Here is a 17,679-nt window from a genome sequence, read left to right as displayed (position 1 = left end):
ACATAAAATTTCTTCATAATTATGATCGTCAAAGTTTCTCAATTTCCCCATCTCCCTTCTGATGACAGTAGGGATTGCCCCCCAAACCAGTAGGGATTACTTGCTAAACTAGTTTAAAATTATTTACATAGGTCTAATCCTACAGCAACAATTCAAGAGCTTCTGATAGACCTAGTTTACACACACTAATTTGTATAAGGAGAATCACACCAATGGGCGGCGAACTTTTGAATGCAGCTCTATTGTCCTTCGGTTTAATCTTCGTAGGCTGGGGTTTAGGCGCGTTGTTACTAAAAATTCAAGGCACAGAAGAATAATCCCTACGGTAATAGGTTATTGAGAGGGAAGAGGTTATCCTCTGCCTTGAAAAGTTCTGTTCGCCCCAAGCTGGCGTTCCTACTTTTCGCTAACTGGGAAAAAAGCTTGTCCGGTAAACGGACAGCAATTTTCCCATGAGTCTGTTCATAACAAACGATTTTCTGAGAAAAGATGTAAACTTTTGTTTGCATAGGTTATTCTGATAACATTATTTTCATAAAACATTAAAATTTATTACAACCCTCATGACATTATTAATTGTCGGTGCCACTGGCACCTTAGGAAGACAAGTGGCTCGTCGTGCAATCGATGAGGGATATAAAGTACGCTGTCTTGTTCGGAGCAGTAAAAAAGCAGCTTTTCTCAAAGAATGGGGTGCAGAACTCGTACCGGGAAATTTACGTTACCCCGATACCTTAGCGGAAGCTTTAGTTGGTGTAACCCAAGTTATTGATGCCTCAACATCTCGTCCTACAGATTCACTGAGTATCAAACAAGTGGACTGGGACGGCAAAGTAGCATTGATTCAAGCAGCAAAAGCAGCAGGTGTAGAGCGTTTTATCTTCTTTTCAATATTAGATGGTGATAAATACCCAGAAGTGCCGTTAATGGAAATTAAGCGATGTACAGAACTCTTCTTGGCTGAGTCAGGCTTGAATTACACCATTTTGCGGCTAGCTGGTTTTATGCAAGGATTAATCGGTCAGTACGGAATTCCCATTTTGGAATCACAGCCAGTTTGGGTGACTGGTAATTCTTCTCCCATCGCCTATATGGATACTCAGGACATTGCTAAGTTCGCAATCCGTGCATTGAGTGTGCCAGAAACGCAAAACCAAGCTTTTCCTGTAGTTGGTACTCGTGCATGGAGTGCAGAAGAAATTATCAACCTGTGCGAACGTTTATCTGGAAAAGACGCCAGAGTAACGCGGATGCCAATAACCTTGCTGCGTGCTGTGCGGGGCTTAATGCGGTTCTTTCAGTGGGGATGGAACGTAGCAGACAGGCTAGCATTTACAGAAGTATTGGCTAGTGGTAAAGAGTTAAATGCTTCAATGGATGAAGTATACACAGTTTTTGGCTTAGATCCGCAACAAACCACAACCCTAGAAAGCTATCTACAAGAGTATTTCAGCCGAATAATGAAGAAGCTCAAAGAGTTAGATTACCAGAAAAATAAAACCAAAAAGCAGAAACCTAAAAAAACTCCTTTTAAACAGTCTTCAAAAGCCAATAGTCAATAGTCATTACAAAACGGATATATGTGTAAGGATTACCGAAAATTTGAGTAAAAGCCCCGTCCTTGCAGGACGGCTTTAATTCTCTAAATTTGTCTTGAAAGTTTCCGGTGATTGGTATAATCAAACAATATCACAGGTAGAATAACCGCTAGCACAAATGGATAACCAACCCCAATACGACTGGCTAGGAAATAATAATGGTTAGTGGGCGGCGAAAACCATGGGTATTCATAGCCTTGGTAGCCAACGCGCACCCATACCAGAAAAGTCAAAAACTTATTAATTAAGCGTACCGTGGGGCACACGGAAACAAGGGGAGAAATCCTCTAAAGCTTGGGGAGATAAGCCCTCTGGGGCTGTCTAAATTAGGCTCGAAACTTGGTTCAATTGAACAGGTTTTTGGTTTAAGTAATGCCGAAAGGATAGGCAGTTTAAAGGTGTATCAGTGAACCAAGAATCCCCATGCCTTCCGGCTGTGGAGTGTCAAAGAATACAGAGCATCGCCTAAACTTGGATATTTGAGTGTGCCGAAAGCAGGCATTATCTACAATGACGTTAAACCGATAGCGGGCCGTGTCGCTATCGAGTTGAAAGACAAGCTAACCGCTGCCGGTTGGGATGTGTGTATCACATCAAGTATCGGTGGAATATTGGGCTACTCTAACCCGGAGAGTCCTGTATGCCACACCCCCATTGACGGTCTAACGCCCCCTGGTTTTGACTCGGATATGGAGTTTGCAGTGGTGTTAGGGGGAGACGGCACTGTTTTAGCAGCGTCTCGTCAGGTGGCCCCCTGTGGTATTCCACTGCTAACAGTGAATACCGGGCACATGGGATTTTTGACAGAAACCTTCCTGAATCAATTGCCCCAAGCACTAGAACAGGCGATGGCGGGTGAGTATGAAATTGAAGAACGAGCTATGCTCACCGTCAAAGTGTTTCGGGGAGAAGCAGTGCTGTGGGAAGCCCTCTGCTTGAATGAAATGGTGCTGCACCGGGAACCTTTGACCTCTATGTGCCATTTTGAAATTGCCATAGGGCGTCATGCGCCAGTAGATATTGCAGCAGATGGTGTGATTGTTTCTACGCCGACTGGTTCTACAGCTTACTCATTGAGTGCTGGTGGGCCAGTTGTGACCCCTGGTGTACCTGCTTTACAGCTAGTACCCATTTGTCCCCATTCCCTAGCTTCTAGAGCATTGGTATTTCCAGATACTGAATCGGTCAACATTTACCCAGTCAACATTCCTCGGTTGGTAATGGTGGTGGATGGTAATGGAGGATGCTATGTACTACCAGAAGATAGAGTATATATGGAGCGATCGCAATATACTGTCCGATTTATTCGCCTGCAACCGCCCGAGTTTTTCCGAATTCTGCGAGAAAAATTAGGTTGGGGTTTACCACATATTGCTAAACCAACTTCGGTAGAATTGCCGTAGGTATTGGGCATTGGGCATTGTTAAAGAAGCGAGGGAGCAAATAGAAAATTTTTCCCCTCTGTTTCTCTTACTCCATGCCCCATGCCCCATTTACTAATTTCCTTCCAGAATTACCGATGTAGAAATGGTATTTGGATTTAGTTATTAAGATTGCATCCAAGAATTAGATGGCTGATACCTGAACGTGCTAAAAGATTCTTAGCAGCGTGTCAAATCAGGATTGTTCCATCACTAAAAACTCGTAATTGCACTTTATAACTGATGTAAAGATTTTCTCTGGAATATCTTTACAATCCCAAATCCAATATCCCAAATTGTTATGACAGTTGCTCCAAGTCCCTGTGTTTTGGTGATTGAAACCGATGAGAGCCTAGCAAATCAGCTTTCTTGCGATTTGCTAGAAGCCGGCTATGAATCAATTTTGGCTCATGATGCGACCAGTGGTTTACAACACTGTCGCGATCGCCAGCCTGCTTTAATTGTTTTAGACCGGATGCTAGCAGGAGAATCAGGACTCTCATTGTGCAAAAATCTGAGAAGCACTGGTATGCGATCACCTGTATTGATTTTAATGGCAAGGGATACAGTTGATGATCGTGTAGCTTGTTTAGAAGCAGGAGCTGATGATTACATCCTCAAGCCTTATCGTTCAGAAGACTTTTTGAAGTTGATTCGGCTCTACTTAAAACCTGATGTGGATACCACAGAGCAGTTACGCTTTGGGGAGCTGATTTTAGATATAGCAACTCGCCGTGCCATACATAGCGGACGGGCAATTGACTTGACAATGAAAGAATTTGAACTATTAAAATTCTTAATGGAACATCCCCGTGAGGTGTTAACGCGCGAACAAATTTTAGAAAATGTTTGGGGTTATGACTTTCTAGGTGAGTCGAATGTAATTGAAGTGTACATCCGCTACTTGCGGTTAAAAATTGAAGATGAAGGACAAAAGCGCCTCATTCAAACGGTGCGAGGCGTAGGGTACGTTTTGAGAGAATCCTAGTACACTGTGGTAGAAGTTTACCTACCTTTAACAAAAAGGGGCAAAATTCCCAAGTCTTGTTAATTGAGGTTGAAAACGCCTGTGTATTACGAGACGAATAAAAGCCGTGAGTTTTCTAGCTTAAATCTAGCTTAAATTCTGTAAAATTGAAATCTAAATTACAAAATCAAAAATAATTATGACTCATCGGCTAAGTTTGCTCTCAATGTTGCTGAGTATATTACTGATGGGCTGTTCTGTGCCAACAACAGCTAAACCTCCCAGCCCCACATCTGCTTCTCAAACTCCAGCACCTTTAGGTCAAAAACTACCAATTTCTGCTAAAGCCATTGTTCCTAATGGCACAACGATTCAGTTAGAAGTGGCACAGACACCACAACAGCAAGCGATGGGGTTGATGTATCGACCAGCTTTGCCAGATAACCGGGGGATGTTGTTTGGGTTCTCTTCACCACAACCAGTTAGTTTCTGGATGAAGAATGTACCTGTGGCCTTGGATATGGTATTTTTACAAAACGGAGTCGTTAAATATATTCAGGCTGCTGCACCTCCTTGTGCAACTGAGCCTTGTCCTACCTATGGGCCCAATACACCAATCGATCAGGTGATTGAACTTCGCTCTGGCAGAGCTGCCGAGTTGAAGTTGAAAGTGGGCGATATTGTCAAAATTGAGCCTTGAGACTTCGGTGCTTTGCGTGGAGAAAAATTTGGATGGTTGCTCTGTTCACAGTCTATACTATCGGAATCTATGTTTTTTTTGTAAAAAATGGCACGTCCTATGGTAAAAATTCATCTGTAAGGCTACTATTTAAAAACTGTGGTAACAATATAAAATTCTACTGTCTCCAACCTGAAATCGCAGTCTTAAGGTTTGGCAAAAATATTCCCTTGGGCGCAAGTGTAAATAGTCGCCAATAAGAGAGTATAGGCTATGGAATCTTTGTTACTACATGTGTAATTAAATAACGCACAAAAGTAAACAAAATGGAGCCAATTTAACTAAGTAAAAATACTGCTTGAGAATTGAGCAGATAATTTGTAGGAAAATTTCTATTTTTCAGAGTTTCTATGAGAAGCCTTTGTTAAACGCAAATCAAAAAAACTCTGCTGGGGTGTATAGCCGATAACGGCAAAGTGACAGATAAAATACTGGCTACTGGCTACCGAGCAATGGTGAACTGATATATGACAATACATTCTGCACAAGGAGGTGAGATACAAATGTCACCATCAAAATATTCTCGATTGATTAATTTTTTGCAAGAAGATTTGGCAATTTCCACAGCATCGCTCGCGGTGGCGCTTCGGCATCGGGAGCAAGATCCAGGCCCTTTGGCAATGATTCTTTGGCAGTATGGTTTGATTACTCTAGAGCAGTTAGACCAAATTTATGATTGGCTGGAGACGGCATAGGTCATAATAATTTTGGATTTTGGATTTTGGATTTTGGATTTTGGATTAAAAGTCTCTACCAAAAGGCTGTTATCAGAATCTGAAATAATACTATTTATACCAATTCGGTATCATGCTAAGTTGCCAAAATTAGTATTGTTTGGTGTCAAATAAGGTATCCGACTGTCTCCAGAGCAAATAATACTATTTAGAGCAACTTGGTATAATTTATGAGAATTGGAGCATGTCACATCCACTCTACCTTGTGCAAAGGTTGATATATAGGTTTATTAACTTTGGCGGTTTCTACTCATTTATATACAAATTAAAAGAGCGAGTTAAATTATCAACTCGCTCTTTTAATTTGTCCAAAGTCCAATTGCAAATGACCAATGACCAATAACTAATGACTATTGTGTAAACACTCTAACTGCTGCTGCTATACCAGATCCAGAGGTGAAGTCTTCGTAGCCAAGTTCTCTTAAGGTAACTTCTAAGGATGCTATACAGCTAAGAATATCGCGATCGCTGACAAAGCCCAAGTGACCAATGCGGAAAATTTTGTTACTCAAATGGTCTTGACCACCTGCTAAGGCAATATCAAAGCGTTTTTTCATCAATGACCGAATCTTGTCCGATTCAATTCCCTGTGGTGCTACAGCCGTAATCGCCGGACTAGCAGAACTATCTGCTGCAAACAGGGGTAAATTTAACCCTTGAATGGCGGCGCGAGTAGCATTCTTAAGCCGTTCATGTCGAGCAAATATTGATTCCAAACCTTCCTCTTTCATGATTCGCAACGTGGTATGTAACGCTACGATCAAGTTCACAGGCGGAGTAAATGGAGTTGTATTTTTGGCTGTGGCTTTGCGATATTTGCCTAAGTCCAAATAATATTTCGGTAGCTTCGCAGTTTTGTAAGCTTCCCAAGCTTTGGGGCTGACAGAGATAAAACCCAATCCCGGCGGAATCATATAACCTTTTTGGGAACCGGAGGCGACTATATCTAAGCCCCAAGCATCCACAGGTAGATTGAACGCGCCCAAGCTAGTGACGGCATCAACGATAATTAAAGCTTCACCGTGTTCTTTAACATGGCGGTTGATAGTTTCTAGGTCATTCAACACACCCGTTGAGGTTTCGCTATGGGTAATGATTACGGCTTTGATTTGCTTTTGGGTATCTGCTTGCAGTTTTTCGGCAAATACTGCGGGGTCTAAGGGTTTTCCCCATTCCACCTTAACTTCTTCTACATTCAAACCGTAGGCCTGACCAACCTCTACCCAACGTTCGCCAAATTTACCATTAGAACCAACTAAAATGCGATCGCCTGGAGAGAGAAAATTAATTATTCCCGCTTCTACAGCACCCGTACCACTGACATTCAGCGTTAGCACATCACTTTGAGTTTGGTGCAGCCACTTGAGGTTTTCCGTCACCTCTGCCAATATGTTGCTAAATTCACTGGTGCGGTGTCCAATCGGATGCTTGGCTAATGCCAGTAAGGCAGCTTCTGGCACCGGGGTTGGGCCTGGAATCATTAGCATCAGCTTATCATTCATGTGTCTATCCTAAAAGTCAAATAAAAGTCAAATAAAAGTCAAAATTGTGTGAAGTTCGTTCAGTCTGGTAGCAGATTCTAGATATTCATTTACAAATTACACTTAGTTTGTCATCAGTCTTGTTGTATCTTTTCCGAATCCATAGAAAAAGTAGAGTCGGAGTTAATCATCGGTAAGTTTGACCTTTGCGATTTATACAAGACTCCAACTCAAATAAAACCTCTGTTCCAGGTAATCTTACCATACACTTAAACGCTAGGTTCAGGCTTCTGCTCTCAGTCTTGTTAGTTACCATTCATGGTGAGTCGTTTTTAACTAGTGTTCAGTTCATAAACTGTCACTCACCAGATCTCCGGTATTCTTGCAAAAGATATATTCTTAGTTAGTGCAAGGAGTGATACCATTTCACCACATGTTTGTCACTAGTTATCCCCGCAATGCTCCCTGCCAAGGGAGTGTTGCAGATTTCAAATGTTGCATCAAACGAGTGAGCTGGTATAAGCTTTTACGGGAAAGCGCTTGAGTGAGCAAAACTCTCAAGCGCTTTTTCGTGTATAAATAAAACAGTTTGATCTCTGGAAGAGAATACAGATGTTTTTTAATACACATATACCAAAGAAGGAAATTACTGCTAGAAAATATGTTGCAACATATACTTGATGATTTTAGCATTTCTGCGTTTCATCAAAACCTTTTTAACCAATTCTGTGGGTTTAAATCCCCCACTTCTAACAAGCGGCAAATATGTTAGGCGGGGTCTAAATCCCCGTTACAAAAGTTAATTACGAATTACGTTAGCGACGCGCAAAGCGAGTCAGACGCTCCTACGTCGCTAACGCAACTCTTAAAGACGCACTCGCGTTCGCTATCGAGCGTCATTACGAATTATTTTAAGCAAGCTCGAATGTACTCTAGGTTTTCCTTGGAGTCACCTTCATGGTTATTCAGTTATCATCTGAGAGAGATTAAAGTGCGAATACCTATTAAGGGTTATCTCTCAAATGTCACTCATCCCTGAATATTTCTATTCATTTCGGGTGAACGAATCGCACAGTACCCTTTCAGTGGGAGGCTTACGGCGAAAAAGCTAAAAGCAATTTTGTCTTTGTCCAACCATAAATACCCTTGACCCGGAAAACATGTCAGATTACTTGAATAAGTACCAAAAGTCTGACAGGAAAACTATTCTAATGAGAATTTGGGCTACTGCTGCTGTGTTAGCTTCTTCTTGGCTAATATCTGGGGTCATAGGTTCTGAGCCAATCAACGCTACTTCTGTTTTGGTAGAAAATGCCATATCATCTCCTGCCCCAACGAATACAAAACAGATTACTGTTAGTAACACCGAGTTCGGGCTGAAGAGAGTTGACTCCAAAGGTAACGTTACCATTTTGCGGACAACAAGAGTACCACTTCAGCAAGGAAACGTCTATGGATGGCGGATTAAACTCAAAGATTACCAAGGTGAAGTGAAATGGCGCGAAGTCTTGCATTTACCAAAACCTCCAGAAACTTGGGGTACAGATAACGGTGAAGACTTCTCAATATCAGCAGATGGCACTACATCTGTGACACGCCGTACACAGTCGGCTCCAGACGGTGTGATTGAGAATTTTTGGACGATCGCTCCTGGCGATCCGCTTGGTAAGCATAGAATAGAAATCTATATTGATGACCGTTTGATCAGCACTTTCGAGTTTGAACTTATTACAGTCAAGTAGAGTCAAAGAAGAGACTTGCTCTAATTCCCTCCTTTTTAAGGAGGGTTAGGGAGGATCAAGCTAACTACAAACCTTTAATTAATTTACCTCGTCCTAGTAGTCTGTCAATAAATAATTGATGGATAAAGACGCTTCAATTTGATTCGTGCATCTGCGGTAGTAAATTGCCTTTTCCCCTGTGCGTGACAAATTATTTCTACGCTTTTCCCAGGCTTGAATTTCAGTTTTTAAGCTAGCTTGGTCAGGAATACGGCGTGAAAGACATTCGCTTGCTAAAACACGCTCACTCAATTTCTGGCATGTTGAGCCAACTACCATGTTTAGGAGTGTAGCGAAACTCGATTTTGTCAAAGGTGTTGCATCTGGTATATTTAAATTGCGCTGGGCGGGCTTTCCAGCCTACCCCACAAGAATTATATTTAATTCGATTATGCAAATTAGATGTTTTTTAGCTGAAGATAAATCCACTAATTGGTGCAAAAAAATGACCCATGCCCGAATATTAAAAGGAATAAATTGCTATATTAACTCTGTTTTTATGAGTAAATTTGGAGTGATTGCAGATATTAAATAAACAACCTCTACTATGGCGGTTACAATAGAAAGACCTTAAGCTGAAGAGTATCTTAGGGATAGAAGTTTGATTCTTGTTGGGTGGCGATCGTGAACACAGAGGAATTCCTGCGATTGATCGAAAAGCAGCGTCCATGTCCTCAGACACTGCCAAAAGGTCTGCAAGCAATGTGGTATGACAAGAAAGGTGATTGGAGCAAAGCTCATGAAATAGTTCAAAATGCCAGCGATGATGATAGTGCCTGGGTTCATGCTTACCTGCACCGCAAAGAAGGCGATTTGAACAATGCCCATTTCTGGTATCGTCGCAGTGGTCAGCCAGAGTTTTTAGGAGAACTAAGCCAGGAATGGAAACAAATAACTTCTGTATTGCTAAGGAAGGTGAACGCAACGCATGAATGCTGAGGAATTAAAACGGCGTTTTGCCGCAGGAGAAAGATATTTTCCAGCCGTCAACTTGAGTGGGGACAAGCTGATTGGAGCCTATTTGCCTGGAATCAATTTATGGGGTTGTGACTTGAGTGGAGCGAACCTAGCTAAAGCTAAACTTTGGGGAGCAGATTTAAGTAGAGCTAACTTAGCCAAAGCGAACTTGACCAGAGCTAATTTGAGCGGTGTCAAACTGAATGAAGCAAATCTTCGGGGAGCAAAACTCAACTATGCTAAGTTGTATGGAGCGAATCTGACTGGCGCTTACTACGATGACAGCACGCGGTTTTCTAGAGGTTTTGACCCCATCAGTCAAAATATGCGAAAGGTATGAAGGGGACTCGGTACTGGGTATTGGGGACTGGGGACTGGGAAAAAGTTTTTTAAAATTGGTGGTGGGTAAGAGCAACCACCATAATTTATCGATTTGGCATCCAATCCCCAGTCCCCAGTCCGCTTTAAAGAACTGATTTTGATACATGTTGATGTGAGGCATCTAACATAGATGATATCAACATTTGTTCAAAGACTTTGGAAAGAGCGGTTTGAAAACGCTGACGATGCTTGAGTTTGAAAAAAGGTCGAACTATTTCTGCGTAGGCGTAGCCCGCCGTAGGCATCGCACCGTTACCCTGTCTGTTATCAATCACTCGAATTGCCCGCAGAGTTCCCAACTGTATTTCTTTTTTTACCATCAACTCAGAAATTCCAATAGCACCGACACCATCTTCGATCGCTGCTTTTGTCATCTCTCCACTGTTGAACACTAAAATTACATCCAGTTCACTGAGATTGATTCCCCAATTTTGTAGGGCTTCCTCAAACCTTTGCTGGGTTCCAGAACCTGGTTCTCGCATCACCCAAAGGGTTTGAGTCAATTGGGTTAAGTCAATTTCTCCCCACTCAAACCAAGGATGTTTTTGACCTACTACAATTTGTAAGCGATCGCTCCCCACTATTTCGTACTCTAGAGTACTCTGAAGCGCTGGCTTCACATCTCCTTCCACCAAACCCAAATCAAACTGTCCTGTCGCCGTTCCCATACAAATCTCTTCTGTATTAGCAAGGCTACAGTTAATCTGGATACCGGGATATCGGCTTTTAAACTCACTAATCTTGCTTGGTAGCCAGTAGTTACCAATTGTCAGACTTGACCCTAATTTCAACTCACCCCGTTGCAGATTGTTCAATTCTCGCAATCCCCTTTCAGTCAAGGAGACTTGATCGAGAATTTTCTGTGCTTCCACTTGCAGTAATTTACCAGCCTCAGCAATCTCGATATGGCGACCAATCCGATGGAACAGTTTCACACCGTATTCTTGCTCTAAGTTGTGGATTGCTGCACTGACGGCAGGTTGTGTAATATAAAGCTCCTCTGCTGCGCGAGTAAAGTGTAAGTGCTGCGCCACAGCCAGAAAAATCTTTAACTGCTCAAGCGTCATTCCTGCCATTTATAGTATCCCTACAACTTGGTGTAAAATTTTTAATCACTTTCATTTATCATTTTGACAAACAAAAGCATTTGATTCTATCGATTAGTTTGACTAAAGTATAAATCAAAGCTTCGGCACGGATTCAAACGACCAAGTAGAGAGCAGGGGAAGCAAAAAAAGCAGAGGAACATGAGGAACATGAGGGAGAATAACCAATGCCCCATGTCCTATGCCCAATGCCCAATACAACTCTTGGAGAGGCTGCGCCAACGGCTTCGCTCAGTACAAGTGTCCAATTCCCAAGCATGAAAATAAGGACTTCCACAAATGAGCGATTTCGTAACTGCAATTACCACAGGGATTACCGCATTCACTGCCACCAACATTGATGATATTGTCATTCTGACGTTGCTTTTTTCACAAATAAATAAAACGTTCCGCAGTCGTCACATCCTTGGTGGTCAGTATCTCGGTTTTGCTGCATTGATCATTGCTAGCCTTCCCGGCTTCTTCGGTGGACTAATTATACCGCAGGACTGGATTAGACTACTTGGTTTAATGCCAATAATCATTGGTGTGAGTAATTTACTAAAACGCGAAGAGGATTCACTAAAGGAAGCCGAAGAAGAAACCGAGCCGTCTTGTCCCTCTATAATTTCCAGTTTTTTCTCCCCGCAAACATCCAATGTAGCTGCGATCGCCTTTGCCAATGGTAGTGATAATATCAGCGTCTACGTGCCCCTGTTTGCCAACTCAGAATTAGATAGTCTGCTGGTAATACTAAGTGTATTTTTTACAATGGTGGGTGTATGGTGTTATACCGCTTACAAGTTAACCTATTTGCCTGCGATCGCTAACTTTTTAACAGAGAATGGCAATACTTTTGTGCCTTGTATATTGATTGGACTCGGTATATTTATTGTTACAGAGAATGTTACTTGGACTCTTTTATCTGTAGTTTCTAGTTATATATTTTCATTGATTTTAGGTTTCAATACTCAGCCGTCGAGTGAAGAACAATAAAAACTAAGTATCTAAAAGCAAGTGCATCATGAATTTTCTTATCAAAATGAATTCAAAAGTACAAAAAGTATTATCCATCAACAGGAGTCAAAACATGAAAATCTGGAAATCTCTGTTAGTTGTCTTGATGATTTTCGTGAATCTAGCCTTTGCTCAACCTTCTTTTGCTGATCGACCAAAGTTTAGCAAAAACCCAGACTATATCGAAGTCACTAAAGCTCTGAAAGAACTCTCTCACACAAAAGATGCCCAAACTCAAGTTGAAGGTCTTACACCAGAAGAAATTAAAAATAGAACCGAAGAATTAACACTCCAAAAATATGCTTTAGAGACGGGAATCAATTGGGGTCAATGCGAAAACCAAACAGGTAATACCATAGCGGTATACGGCAAAAGACCAAATGATGAAGACGATGAAGATGCGGTATACGACAATAATCTGTATTTTTTAGCTAATGGTCAGTCTACTAAAAATAACTGGGATTGTGATGGCATCTATCTAGGGAATGATGTCAAGGTAGCAAATTTCACTTCCAGTCCTAATGGGCAAGGTCAAGAATTGACAGGCCCGGCTGCTCTAAAAATACTTGATGGAACTCAGTTGGTGATTAAGACGAATCCAGATACTGCTGCGATTGACTTAAATGTTCCGACTGTGAAAGTTCTTAACAGCAAAAAGGCTAATTGGTTTATCCCAGATATATCGCAGGCTCTCATAAATACACGAGTTTCTAATGCGCCTAGCAATCAGTCTTGAGATAGAACTGCATAATCTATTTTTGAATGATTGTTCTCAATTTAAATAGGGTAACAGCTAAAATCAGAGGATAAACAGGACACGCACTGCTGAAAAACCTCTCTGATCTTGGCTGTTTTTTTGAATTTATCTATCCTCAATTTTAGGCTTGTTTTATTTTGATATCTGCATTAAAATAAATTTTGAGAAAAATGTACAATCACAACAAGTATATTTCATTGGCGCAACTATTGCGCTGGATGCAAATCATCTAGAAAGAGATTTGCTATGACCTCCGTACTTTTTTGATAAGAGCAGCTTTGGGGATAAGGGTGTTATTGATGCAGTTAAAATCAAAACCTACAGAAGAAGATAAAGATAAAAAAAAGCCAGGACGACTGAATCCGTCCCGAATTCGAGATCACTTGGCAAATGAGCGTACTTACCTCGCTTGGATGCGGACAGGGATCGCTCTTTTAGGTTTTGGTGTCGTCATCGTGCGTTTGCGTGCCTTCCAGGTACCTTTGATACCCCGTCCTGGCACCGGCTGGAAGTTAGGTTTAGTCTTCTCGCTGGTGGGTTTGATTACTGTGTGGCTATCAACGGCACACTATTTTGCTGTCCGCCGTGATATCGAAGAAGATACTTATGAACCGACAGACCGTTGGGTGTTGCTGTTCAGTCTCGCTGTGATGATTCTCGGCGCTGGAGTCATCTATTTTGTTTTTACAACTTCTTTAGATCCATCAAGTCCACTTATCCCTGAGTGATGGTAAGTAGGTAGGCATAATTAAACATACAATAAAATCCGAGTTCGTAGTGAGCGATTCATCGCTCATAGCAAGGTTTATCAGGACTTTAGTCCTGACTACAAACTTTAATTTATTTACACCTAGCTACTTATTTTTAAAACCGCACCTTATACAACTCGAATAATTCCCCTGATTTGTGCGTTACAACTTTAGCACCAGCTGCTTTAATGGTTTTTTCCCACTTAGCCAAAGCCTCTAAAAACACTTCAGCCCCCAAGTAGGTTTCCAAAACTGCCCAATCTTCTGCTAAAGGCTGTTCTGGATTGAGAACGTCAAACACAAAATGTCCACCTGGTTTTAATACCCGCTTGACTTCTGCTAGTACAGCATTCCAGTATTCGAGTGGAAAATAGCAGCTAAATCCTGTGGCGATCGCAATATCAAACTGCTCTGATGAATAGTTTAACTGATGAGCTGCTCCCAACTCAACACCTTTGAACAGCTTGGAATTCAACTGCGGCCCACGAGAATTAAGGGTATCGCGTGCCACATTACTGATTTCTTGCCCATGAAAATATGCTTGCCAATCCCGCCAAGGATAGATTAAAAAGCTGATACCACAACCGATATCTAAACAGTGCTGGTTTTTTTGAGGTTTAGCAATTTCCCAGAAAGGGGAAGCAATTCTTCCTGAGAAACTACCTCCAATCCACTCGTGGAATATCGGCATCGCTTGTACTTCTGCTGGGAGTTCAAAGGTTTCACGTTGATACTCTCGGTTAAAGCGATAGGCTACTTGGGCTAATCTTTCGTCCCAGTTTGTTGATTTGGGTGAAGCAAAGAGATTTTGGAACTGTGAATCGGACTTTTTAGACATTAGGTTTTTATTAGTTTTTAAGTACTTTAGTCCAGTTCTAGTGTAGACAAAGTGCAAGCAGTAATTGCAAAATAGCTTACCTGAATCCCCAGCAAGAATAAAAGGGCTAATAAAGTTTGTTACAGAAGTGTTGAATGTTAAGAAAAAGCCGAGAAATTGCCAAGGGAAGTTGTTTAAAATAAGCCTGGAGTTACTTACAGATCAACACTATGGCAGAAATTCAGTTGGCGATTGAGGGGAAAGATGCGATCGCCGCAACAGAGGCGCTTTTGGCAATTCCTGGTATATCTGGTAACTATGCAGTGAGTTCAGATGCACCCGAAAGAGAAGGAGTAACAGCAACAGTTGCTACGATCGTTGGTATTGTTGGGGGTGCGATCGCCATTGCTGAACAAATCCGCAAGTGGTATCAAGAGTATAAAGCCAAGCAGTCTGGTAAAAGAATTGAAAAGGTGTTGATTGTCGGGCGCAATGGTAGACGTATCCTTTTAGAGGATGCAACCTTGGAAGAGATTCGCCAAATTTTAGAATCGTAGAGACGCGATTAATCGCGTCTGTTGTTGCGGAATTGGGGGTGGTAGACTTGGGGTAAATACTAAAGTCTCAGGATTGAGAACGTGCAAACGCTCCACCTCGACCTCAAGCCAGTTGATGAGAATTACGTAGAGCTACGTTACTTTATTGATAATCCAAATAAGTATGAAAAGCGATCGCTCTCTCTAACAGAAGTCGCCGATTTGATTGAGTTGGCAGAGCGAGATTATTATGTTTCGTTTTTGCCAGAGGATTATACGGTAACTGGACGGCGGTTGTATAACTGGTTGGATGGGAGCGATTGCTGGCTGCAACCCTTGCTAGATAAGCATCGGCGTGAGGGAATTGTGTTAGCGCTCGCCGCAACAGAAAAACTCGCCCATCTGCCTTGGGAAGTCCTGCACGATGGTGTTAGCTTTTTGGTTGAGCGAGTCCCGGCTATTGTCTTGGTGCGTTGGGTGTCAGATAACACGGTAAAAAAATTGACCATTGAAGGGGAAGCAGAAAACCGGGCGCTGCAAGTTTTGTTTATGGCTACTTCGCCTTTGGATGTCAAACCTGTGCTGGATTTTGAGGCGGAGGAAGCACGGATTTTGGAGGCGACAAAGCGGCATTTAGCGCTGACGGTGGAAGAAAGCGGCTGTTTGTCGGAGTTGGGTTATTTAGTCGATGGTTACGACAGGGATTATTTTGATGTTTTACACTTGACGGGTCATGCTACTTTACAAGATGGGCAACCCCGCTTTATTACAGAAACCGAAATCGGTGAAGCTTTCTATGCAAGTGCTGGGGATATAGCTCAAGAATTACAATTTCGACTGCCTAAACTGATCTTCCTCTCTGGTTGTCGCACTGGGCAAGCTGGCAATTCGGGTTCTGTGCCATCAATGGCTGAAAAATTGCTCAAATCGGGTGCAAAAGCGGTTTTGGGTTGGGGTCAAAAGGTTTTAGATCCTGATGCAACAGCCACAGCTGCCGCACTATATCAGGAATTGTCAGCCGGAAAGCAAATCACCGAAGCTGTTGCTTGTACATACCAAGCATTAATTAAGAACAAGGCGCGGGATTGGCATTTATTGCGTCTTTATGCAGGAGGTAATTTACCAAGTTCATTAGTCACACCTTTGCGGACTCGTGGACGTGAACCAGCACCACCGCTTTCTGTTTCTACCCAGTTTTTAGATGCTGCGGGTAAGGTGAAAGTCCCGACGCGGGAGAGTTTTGTTGGTCGTCGCCGGCAATTGCAAAATTGTTTGCGGGTGCTGAGTCAACCAAGCGATGAAGTTGGGGTGTTGATTCATGGAATGGGCGGTTTGGGTAAAAGTAGTTTAGCAGCTAGGCTTTGTGACAGACTGCCCAATTTTGAGCGTGTTGTCTGGGTAGGGAGAATTGATGAAGCTAGTTTAGTGAGTCGCTTGGCGGAAAAGTTAGATGACAACGAACAACGCAAACGCCTACAAAATTACGATGAAGAATTGAGATTTCGGTTGAGACGAGTTTTCCAGCAGTTGTATGAGCAAGCAAAGCCGTTTTTGTTGGTACTGGATGACTTTGAAGTGAATTTAGAATTGACCTCACCCCCAACCCCTCTCCGAAGCGGAGAGGGGAGTCAAGTTCCCCCATTCCCTGGTAGGGAAGGGGGGTTAGGGGGGTTAGGTCGTCTGCAATCAGAAGCAGCAGAGGTAATGAAAGCTTTAGTTTGGGCAATTAGAGAAAATTCCACTTCCCACCGCATCATTATTACCTGTCGTTACGATTTTGAATTTACTCAGTTGCAGTATTTCTATAAGCAGCCATTGGATGCACTGCAAGGCGCAGATTTGCAAAAAAAGTGCGATCGCCTCACAGCCTTTAGTGCTAAATCTCAGGTGGATGAGGTGTTAAAATCGCAGGCGCAGAAGTTAGCAGATGGTAATCCCCGCTTGCTGGAATGGTTGGATAAGATTCTGCAAAATACAACTGTTGATGTGGCGGCAATTTTGAATCGGTTAGCAGCAGATCCGGTGGAGTTGCGAGAGCAAGTTTTGGCAGAGGCGTTGCTGGAACAGATGGATACAACCATGCAGGAGATGTTGTCACGGGGTTTGGTGTTTGAGTTACCAGTACCGAGGGAAGCTTTAGCCGCAGTTTGTGAGAATATCCCCAATTTGTCACATTATATTAGTCGAGCAGTGGCGTTGGGACTGTTGGAAGTGAGCCATGATGAGGCGTTACGAGTGCCGCGTATTTTACCTGTGCAGATACGGTCAGATGGGGAAGCTTTGCATAAGCAAGCGGCTGGGGTGTTGTATCGTCTGTGGTGGGAAGAGGCGAACACAGGAATCGAGGAACAACGGTTAGAAATTCATCGGTTGGCGTTGCTGGGTAAGGAAGAAAAAAAAGCAGCCAACATAGCAAGCAGTTTAGCAAATCGCTGGTCGCATCAAAGTCGATTTAAGGAAGCGGAGCAGCTGTGCAAATCAACCTTAGAAATTACTGAAGACTATCGCGTTCTCAAGGAGATGGGTTATTGTGAGAGCCAAGTTGGTGAGGTTGATCGGGCACTAAAGCATTATCAACAAGCATTAAACCTTTGTCCTTTAGAAGATAAACAAGAACAAGCATCAATTAAGCACTATTTGGGAATTCTCAAAGCCAATA

General features: G+C 42.4%; 17 protein-coding genes and 1 pseudogene. 14 read left to right on the top strand and 4 right to left on the bottom strand.

Features of this window, described 5'->3' with window-relative positions:
• The first annotated feature begins 212 nt into the window (after positions 1 to 212).
• The 6 genes from ACFFAP_RS24270 (at position 213) to ACFFAP_RS24245 (ending at position 5,420) form a co-directional block, all read left to right on the top strand.
• Complete coding sequence (locus ACFFAP_RS24270; protein WP_118167852.1) at positions 213 to 317, top strand: PetM family cytochrome b6-f complex subunit 7; 105 nt, start codon at positions 213 to 215, stop codon at positions 315 to 317.
• Positions 318 to 563: 246 nt separating this feature from the next.
• The gene (locus ACFFAP_RS24265; protein WP_375513616.1) at positions 564 to 1,562 is read left to right on the top strand and encodes an SDR family oxidoreductase; all 999 of its coding nucleotides are present in this window, start codon (positions 564 to 566) and stop codon (positions 1,560 to 1,562) included.
• Between the two features lie 521 nt (positions 1,563 to 2,083).
• On the top strand, positions 2,084 to 3,001 hold the full coding sequence (locus ACFFAP_RS24260; RefSeq protein ID WP_375513615.1) for an NAD(+) kinase: 918 nt from the start codon (positions 2,084 to 2,086) through the stop codon (positions 2,999 to 3,001).
• A 319-nt stretch (positions 3,002 to 3,320) separates the two neighbouring features.
• Complete coding sequence (gene nblR, locus ACFFAP_RS24255) at positions 3,321 to 4,007, top strand: response regulator transcription factor NblR (protein ID WP_375513614.1); 687 nt, start codon at positions 3,321 to 3,323, stop codon at positions 4,005 to 4,007.
• Positions 4,008 to 4,185: 178 nt separating this feature from the next.
• Positions 4,186 to 4,686 carry a DUF192 domain-containing protein gene (locus ACFFAP_RS24250; protein ID WP_375513613.1) on the top strand — a complete coding sequence of 167 codons (501 nt, stop codon included), beginning with the start codon at positions 4,186 to 4,188 and terminating at the stop codon, positions 4,684 to 4,686.
• A 506-nt stretch (positions 4,687 to 5,192) separates the two neighbouring features.
• On the top strand, positions 5,193 to 5,420 hold the full coding sequence (locus ACFFAP_RS24245; protein WP_229451466.1) for a DUF2949 domain-containing protein: 228 nt from the start codon (positions 5,193 to 5,195) through the stop codon (positions 5,418 to 5,420).
• Between the two features lie 389 nt (positions 5,421 to 5,809).
• Here ACFFAP_RS24245 and ACFFAP_RS24240 read toward each other — a convergent pair whose 3' ends face one another.
• Positions 5,810 to 6,961: a pyridoxal-phosphate-dependent aminotransferase family protein gene (locus ACFFAP_RS24240; RefSeq protein ID WP_375513612.1), complete on the bottom strand. Its 1,152-nt coding sequence runs from the start codon at positions 6,959 to 6,961 to the stop codon at positions 5,810 to 5,812.
• A gap of 1,190 nt (positions 6,962 to 8,151) precedes the next feature.
• Between ACFFAP_RS24240 and ACFFAP_RS24235 the strand changes: the two genes are divergently transcribed.
• A complete protein-coding gene (locus ACFFAP_RS24235; protein ID WP_375513611.1) occupies positions 8,152 to 8,682 on the top strand; it encodes a hypothetical protein in 531 nt (176 codons plus the stop codon).
• 104 nt (positions 8,683 to 8,786) lie between these two features.
• Here the strand turns inward: ACFFAP_RS24235 and ACFFAP_RS24230 are convergent.
• Positions 8,787 to 9,031, bottom strand: a pseudogene (locus ACFFAP_RS24230) (IS630 family transposase); the annotation flags it as partial.
• A 314-nt stretch (positions 9,032 to 9,345) separates the two neighbouring features.
• On the opposite strand from ACFFAP_RS24230, the gene ACFFAP_RS24225 reads away from it, so the two are divergent.
• Positions 9,346 to 9,660, top strand: coding sequence for a hypothetical protein (locus ACFFAP_RS24225; RefSeq protein WP_375513610.1), 315 nt, complete (start codon positions 9,346 to 9,348; stop codon positions 9,658 to 9,660).
• Positions 9,650 to 10,018 carry a pentapeptide repeat-containing protein gene (locus ACFFAP_RS24220; RefSeq protein ID WP_375513609.1) on the top strand — a complete coding sequence of 123 codons (369 nt, stop codon included), beginning with the start codon at positions 9,650 to 9,652 and terminating at the stop codon, positions 10,016 to 10,018. The genes ACFFAP_RS24225 and ACFFAP_RS24220 overlap by 11 nt, the downstream gene beginning before the upstream one ends.
• A gap of 124 nt (positions 10,019 to 10,142) precedes the next feature.
• Here ACFFAP_RS24220 and ACFFAP_RS24215 read toward each other — a convergent pair whose 3' ends face one another.
• Positions 10,143 to 11,135 (bottom strand): LysR substrate-binding domain-containing protein, encoded by a 993-nt coding sequence (locus tag ACFFAP_RS24215; protein WP_375513608.1) that lies wholly within the window; start codon positions 11,133 to 11,135, stop codon positions 10,143 to 10,145.
• Positions 11,136 to 11,444: 309 nt separating this feature from the next.
• Between ACFFAP_RS24215 and ACFFAP_RS24210 the strand changes: the two genes are divergently transcribed.
• From ACFFAP_RS24210 to ACFFAP_RS24200, 3 genes are all read left to right on the top strand, one after another.
• Complete coding sequence (locus ACFFAP_RS24210; protein WP_375513607.1) at positions 11,445 to 12,140, top strand: cadmium resistance transporter; 696 nt, start codon at positions 11,445 to 11,447, stop codon at positions 12,138 to 12,140.
• 94 nt (positions 12,141 to 12,234) lie between these two features.
• Positions 12,235 to 12,897: a hypothetical protein gene (locus tag ACFFAP_RS24205; protein WP_375513606.1), complete on the top strand. Its 663-nt coding sequence runs from the start codon at positions 12,235 to 12,237 to the stop codon at positions 12,895 to 12,897.
• Between the two features lie 320 nt (positions 12,898 to 13,217).
• On the top strand, positions 13,218 to 13,646 hold the full coding sequence (locus ACFFAP_RS24200; protein ID WP_375513605.1) for a YidH family protein: 429 nt from the start codon (positions 13,218 to 13,220) through the stop codon (positions 13,644 to 13,646).
• A 136-nt stretch (positions 13,647 to 13,782) separates the two neighbouring features.
• On the opposite strand, the gene ACFFAP_RS24195 is transcribed toward ACFFAP_RS24200, so the two are convergent.
• Positions 13,783 to 14,505, bottom strand: a complete 723-nt coding sequence (locus ACFFAP_RS24195) for a class I SAM-dependent methyltransferase (RefSeq protein WP_375513604.1) — start codon at positions 14,503 to 14,505, stop codon at positions 13,783 to 13,785.
• A gap of 209 nt (positions 14,506 to 14,714) precedes the next feature.
• Between ACFFAP_RS24195 and ACFFAP_RS24190 the strand changes: the two genes are divergently transcribed.
• Together ACFFAP_RS24190 and ACFFAP_RS24185 are read left to right on the top strand one after the other, a co-directional pair.
• Positions 14,715 to 15,041, top strand: a complete 327-nt coding sequence (locus ACFFAP_RS24190; protein WP_335090618.1) for a hypothetical protein — start codon at positions 14,715 to 14,717, stop codon at positions 15,039 to 15,041.
• A gap of 81 nt (positions 15,042 to 15,122) precedes the next feature.
• On the top strand, positions 15,123 to 17,679 hold a 2,557-nt coding region (locus ACFFAP_RS24185; protein WP_375513603.1), incomplete at its 3' end, for a CHAT domain-containing protein.

It is taken from the genome of uncultured Nostoc sp. (assembly GCF_964245575.1).
Lineage (GTDB): Bacteria > Cyanobacteriota > Cyanobacteriia > Cyanobacteriales > Nostocaceae > Nostoc.
The sequence above is the reverse complement of the archived record's forward strand: the minus strand, read 5'-3'. Positions and strand labels throughout refer to the sequence as shown.

Excerpts from the sequence above, each read along its gene's own strand:
- ACFFAP_RS24270 (WP_118167852.1), top strand. The coding sequence starts at position 213 with ATGGGCGGCGAACTTTTGAATGCAGCTCTATTGTCCTTCGGTTTAATC.
- ACFFAP_RS24265 (WP_375513616.1), top strand. The coding sequence starts at position 564 with ATGACATTATTAATTGTCGGTGCCACTGGCACCTTAGGAAGACAAGTG.
- nblR (WP_375513614.1), top strand. The coding sequence starts at position 3,321 with ATGACAGTTGCTCCAAGTCCCTGTGTTTTGGTGATTGAAACCGATGAG.
- ACFFAP_RS24250 (WP_375513613.1), top strand. The coding sequence starts at position 4,186 with ATGACTCATCGGCTAAGTTTGCTCTCAATGTTGCTGAGTATATTACTG.
- ACFFAP_RS24245 (WP_229451466.1), top strand. The coding sequence starts at position 5,193 with ATGACAATACATTCTGCACAAGGAGGTGAGATACAAATGTCACCATCA.
- ACFFAP_RS24240 (WP_375513612.1), bottom strand. The coding sequence starts at position 6,961 with ATGAATGATAAGCTGATGCTAATGATTCCAGGCCCAACCCCGGTGCCA.
- ACFFAP_RS24235 (WP_375513611.1), top strand. The coding sequence starts at position 8,152 with ATGAGAATTTGGGCTACTGCTGCTGTGTTAGCTTCTTCTTGGCTAATA.
- ACFFAP_RS24220 (WP_375513609.1), top strand. The coding sequence starts at position 9,650 with ATGAATGCTGAGGAATTAAAACGGCGTTTTGCCGCAGGAGAAAGATAT.
- ACFFAP_RS24215 (WP_375513608.1), bottom strand. The coding sequence starts at position 11,135 with ATGGCAGGAATGACGCTTGAGCAGTTAAAGATTTTTCTGGCTGTGGCG.
- ACFFAP_RS24210 (WP_375513607.1), top strand. The coding sequence starts at position 11,445 with ATGAGCGATTTCGTAACTGCAATTACCACAGGGATTACCGCATTCACT.
- ACFFAP_RS24205 (WP_375513606.1), top strand. The coding sequence starts at position 12,235 with ATGAAAATCTGGAAATCTCTGTTAGTTGTCTTGATGATTTTCGTGAAT.
- ACFFAP_RS24200 (WP_375513605.1), top strand. The coding sequence starts at position 13,218 with ATGCAGTTAAAATCAAAACCTACAGAAGAAGATAAAGATAAAAAAAAG.
- ACFFAP_RS24195 (WP_375513604.1), bottom strand. The coding sequence starts at position 14,505 with ATGTCTAAAAAGTCCGATTCACAGTTCCAAAATCTCTTTGCTTCACCC.
- ACFFAP_RS24190 (WP_335090618.1), top strand. The coding sequence starts at position 14,715 with ATGGCAGAAATTCAGTTGGCGATTGAGGGGAAAGATGCGATCGCCGCA.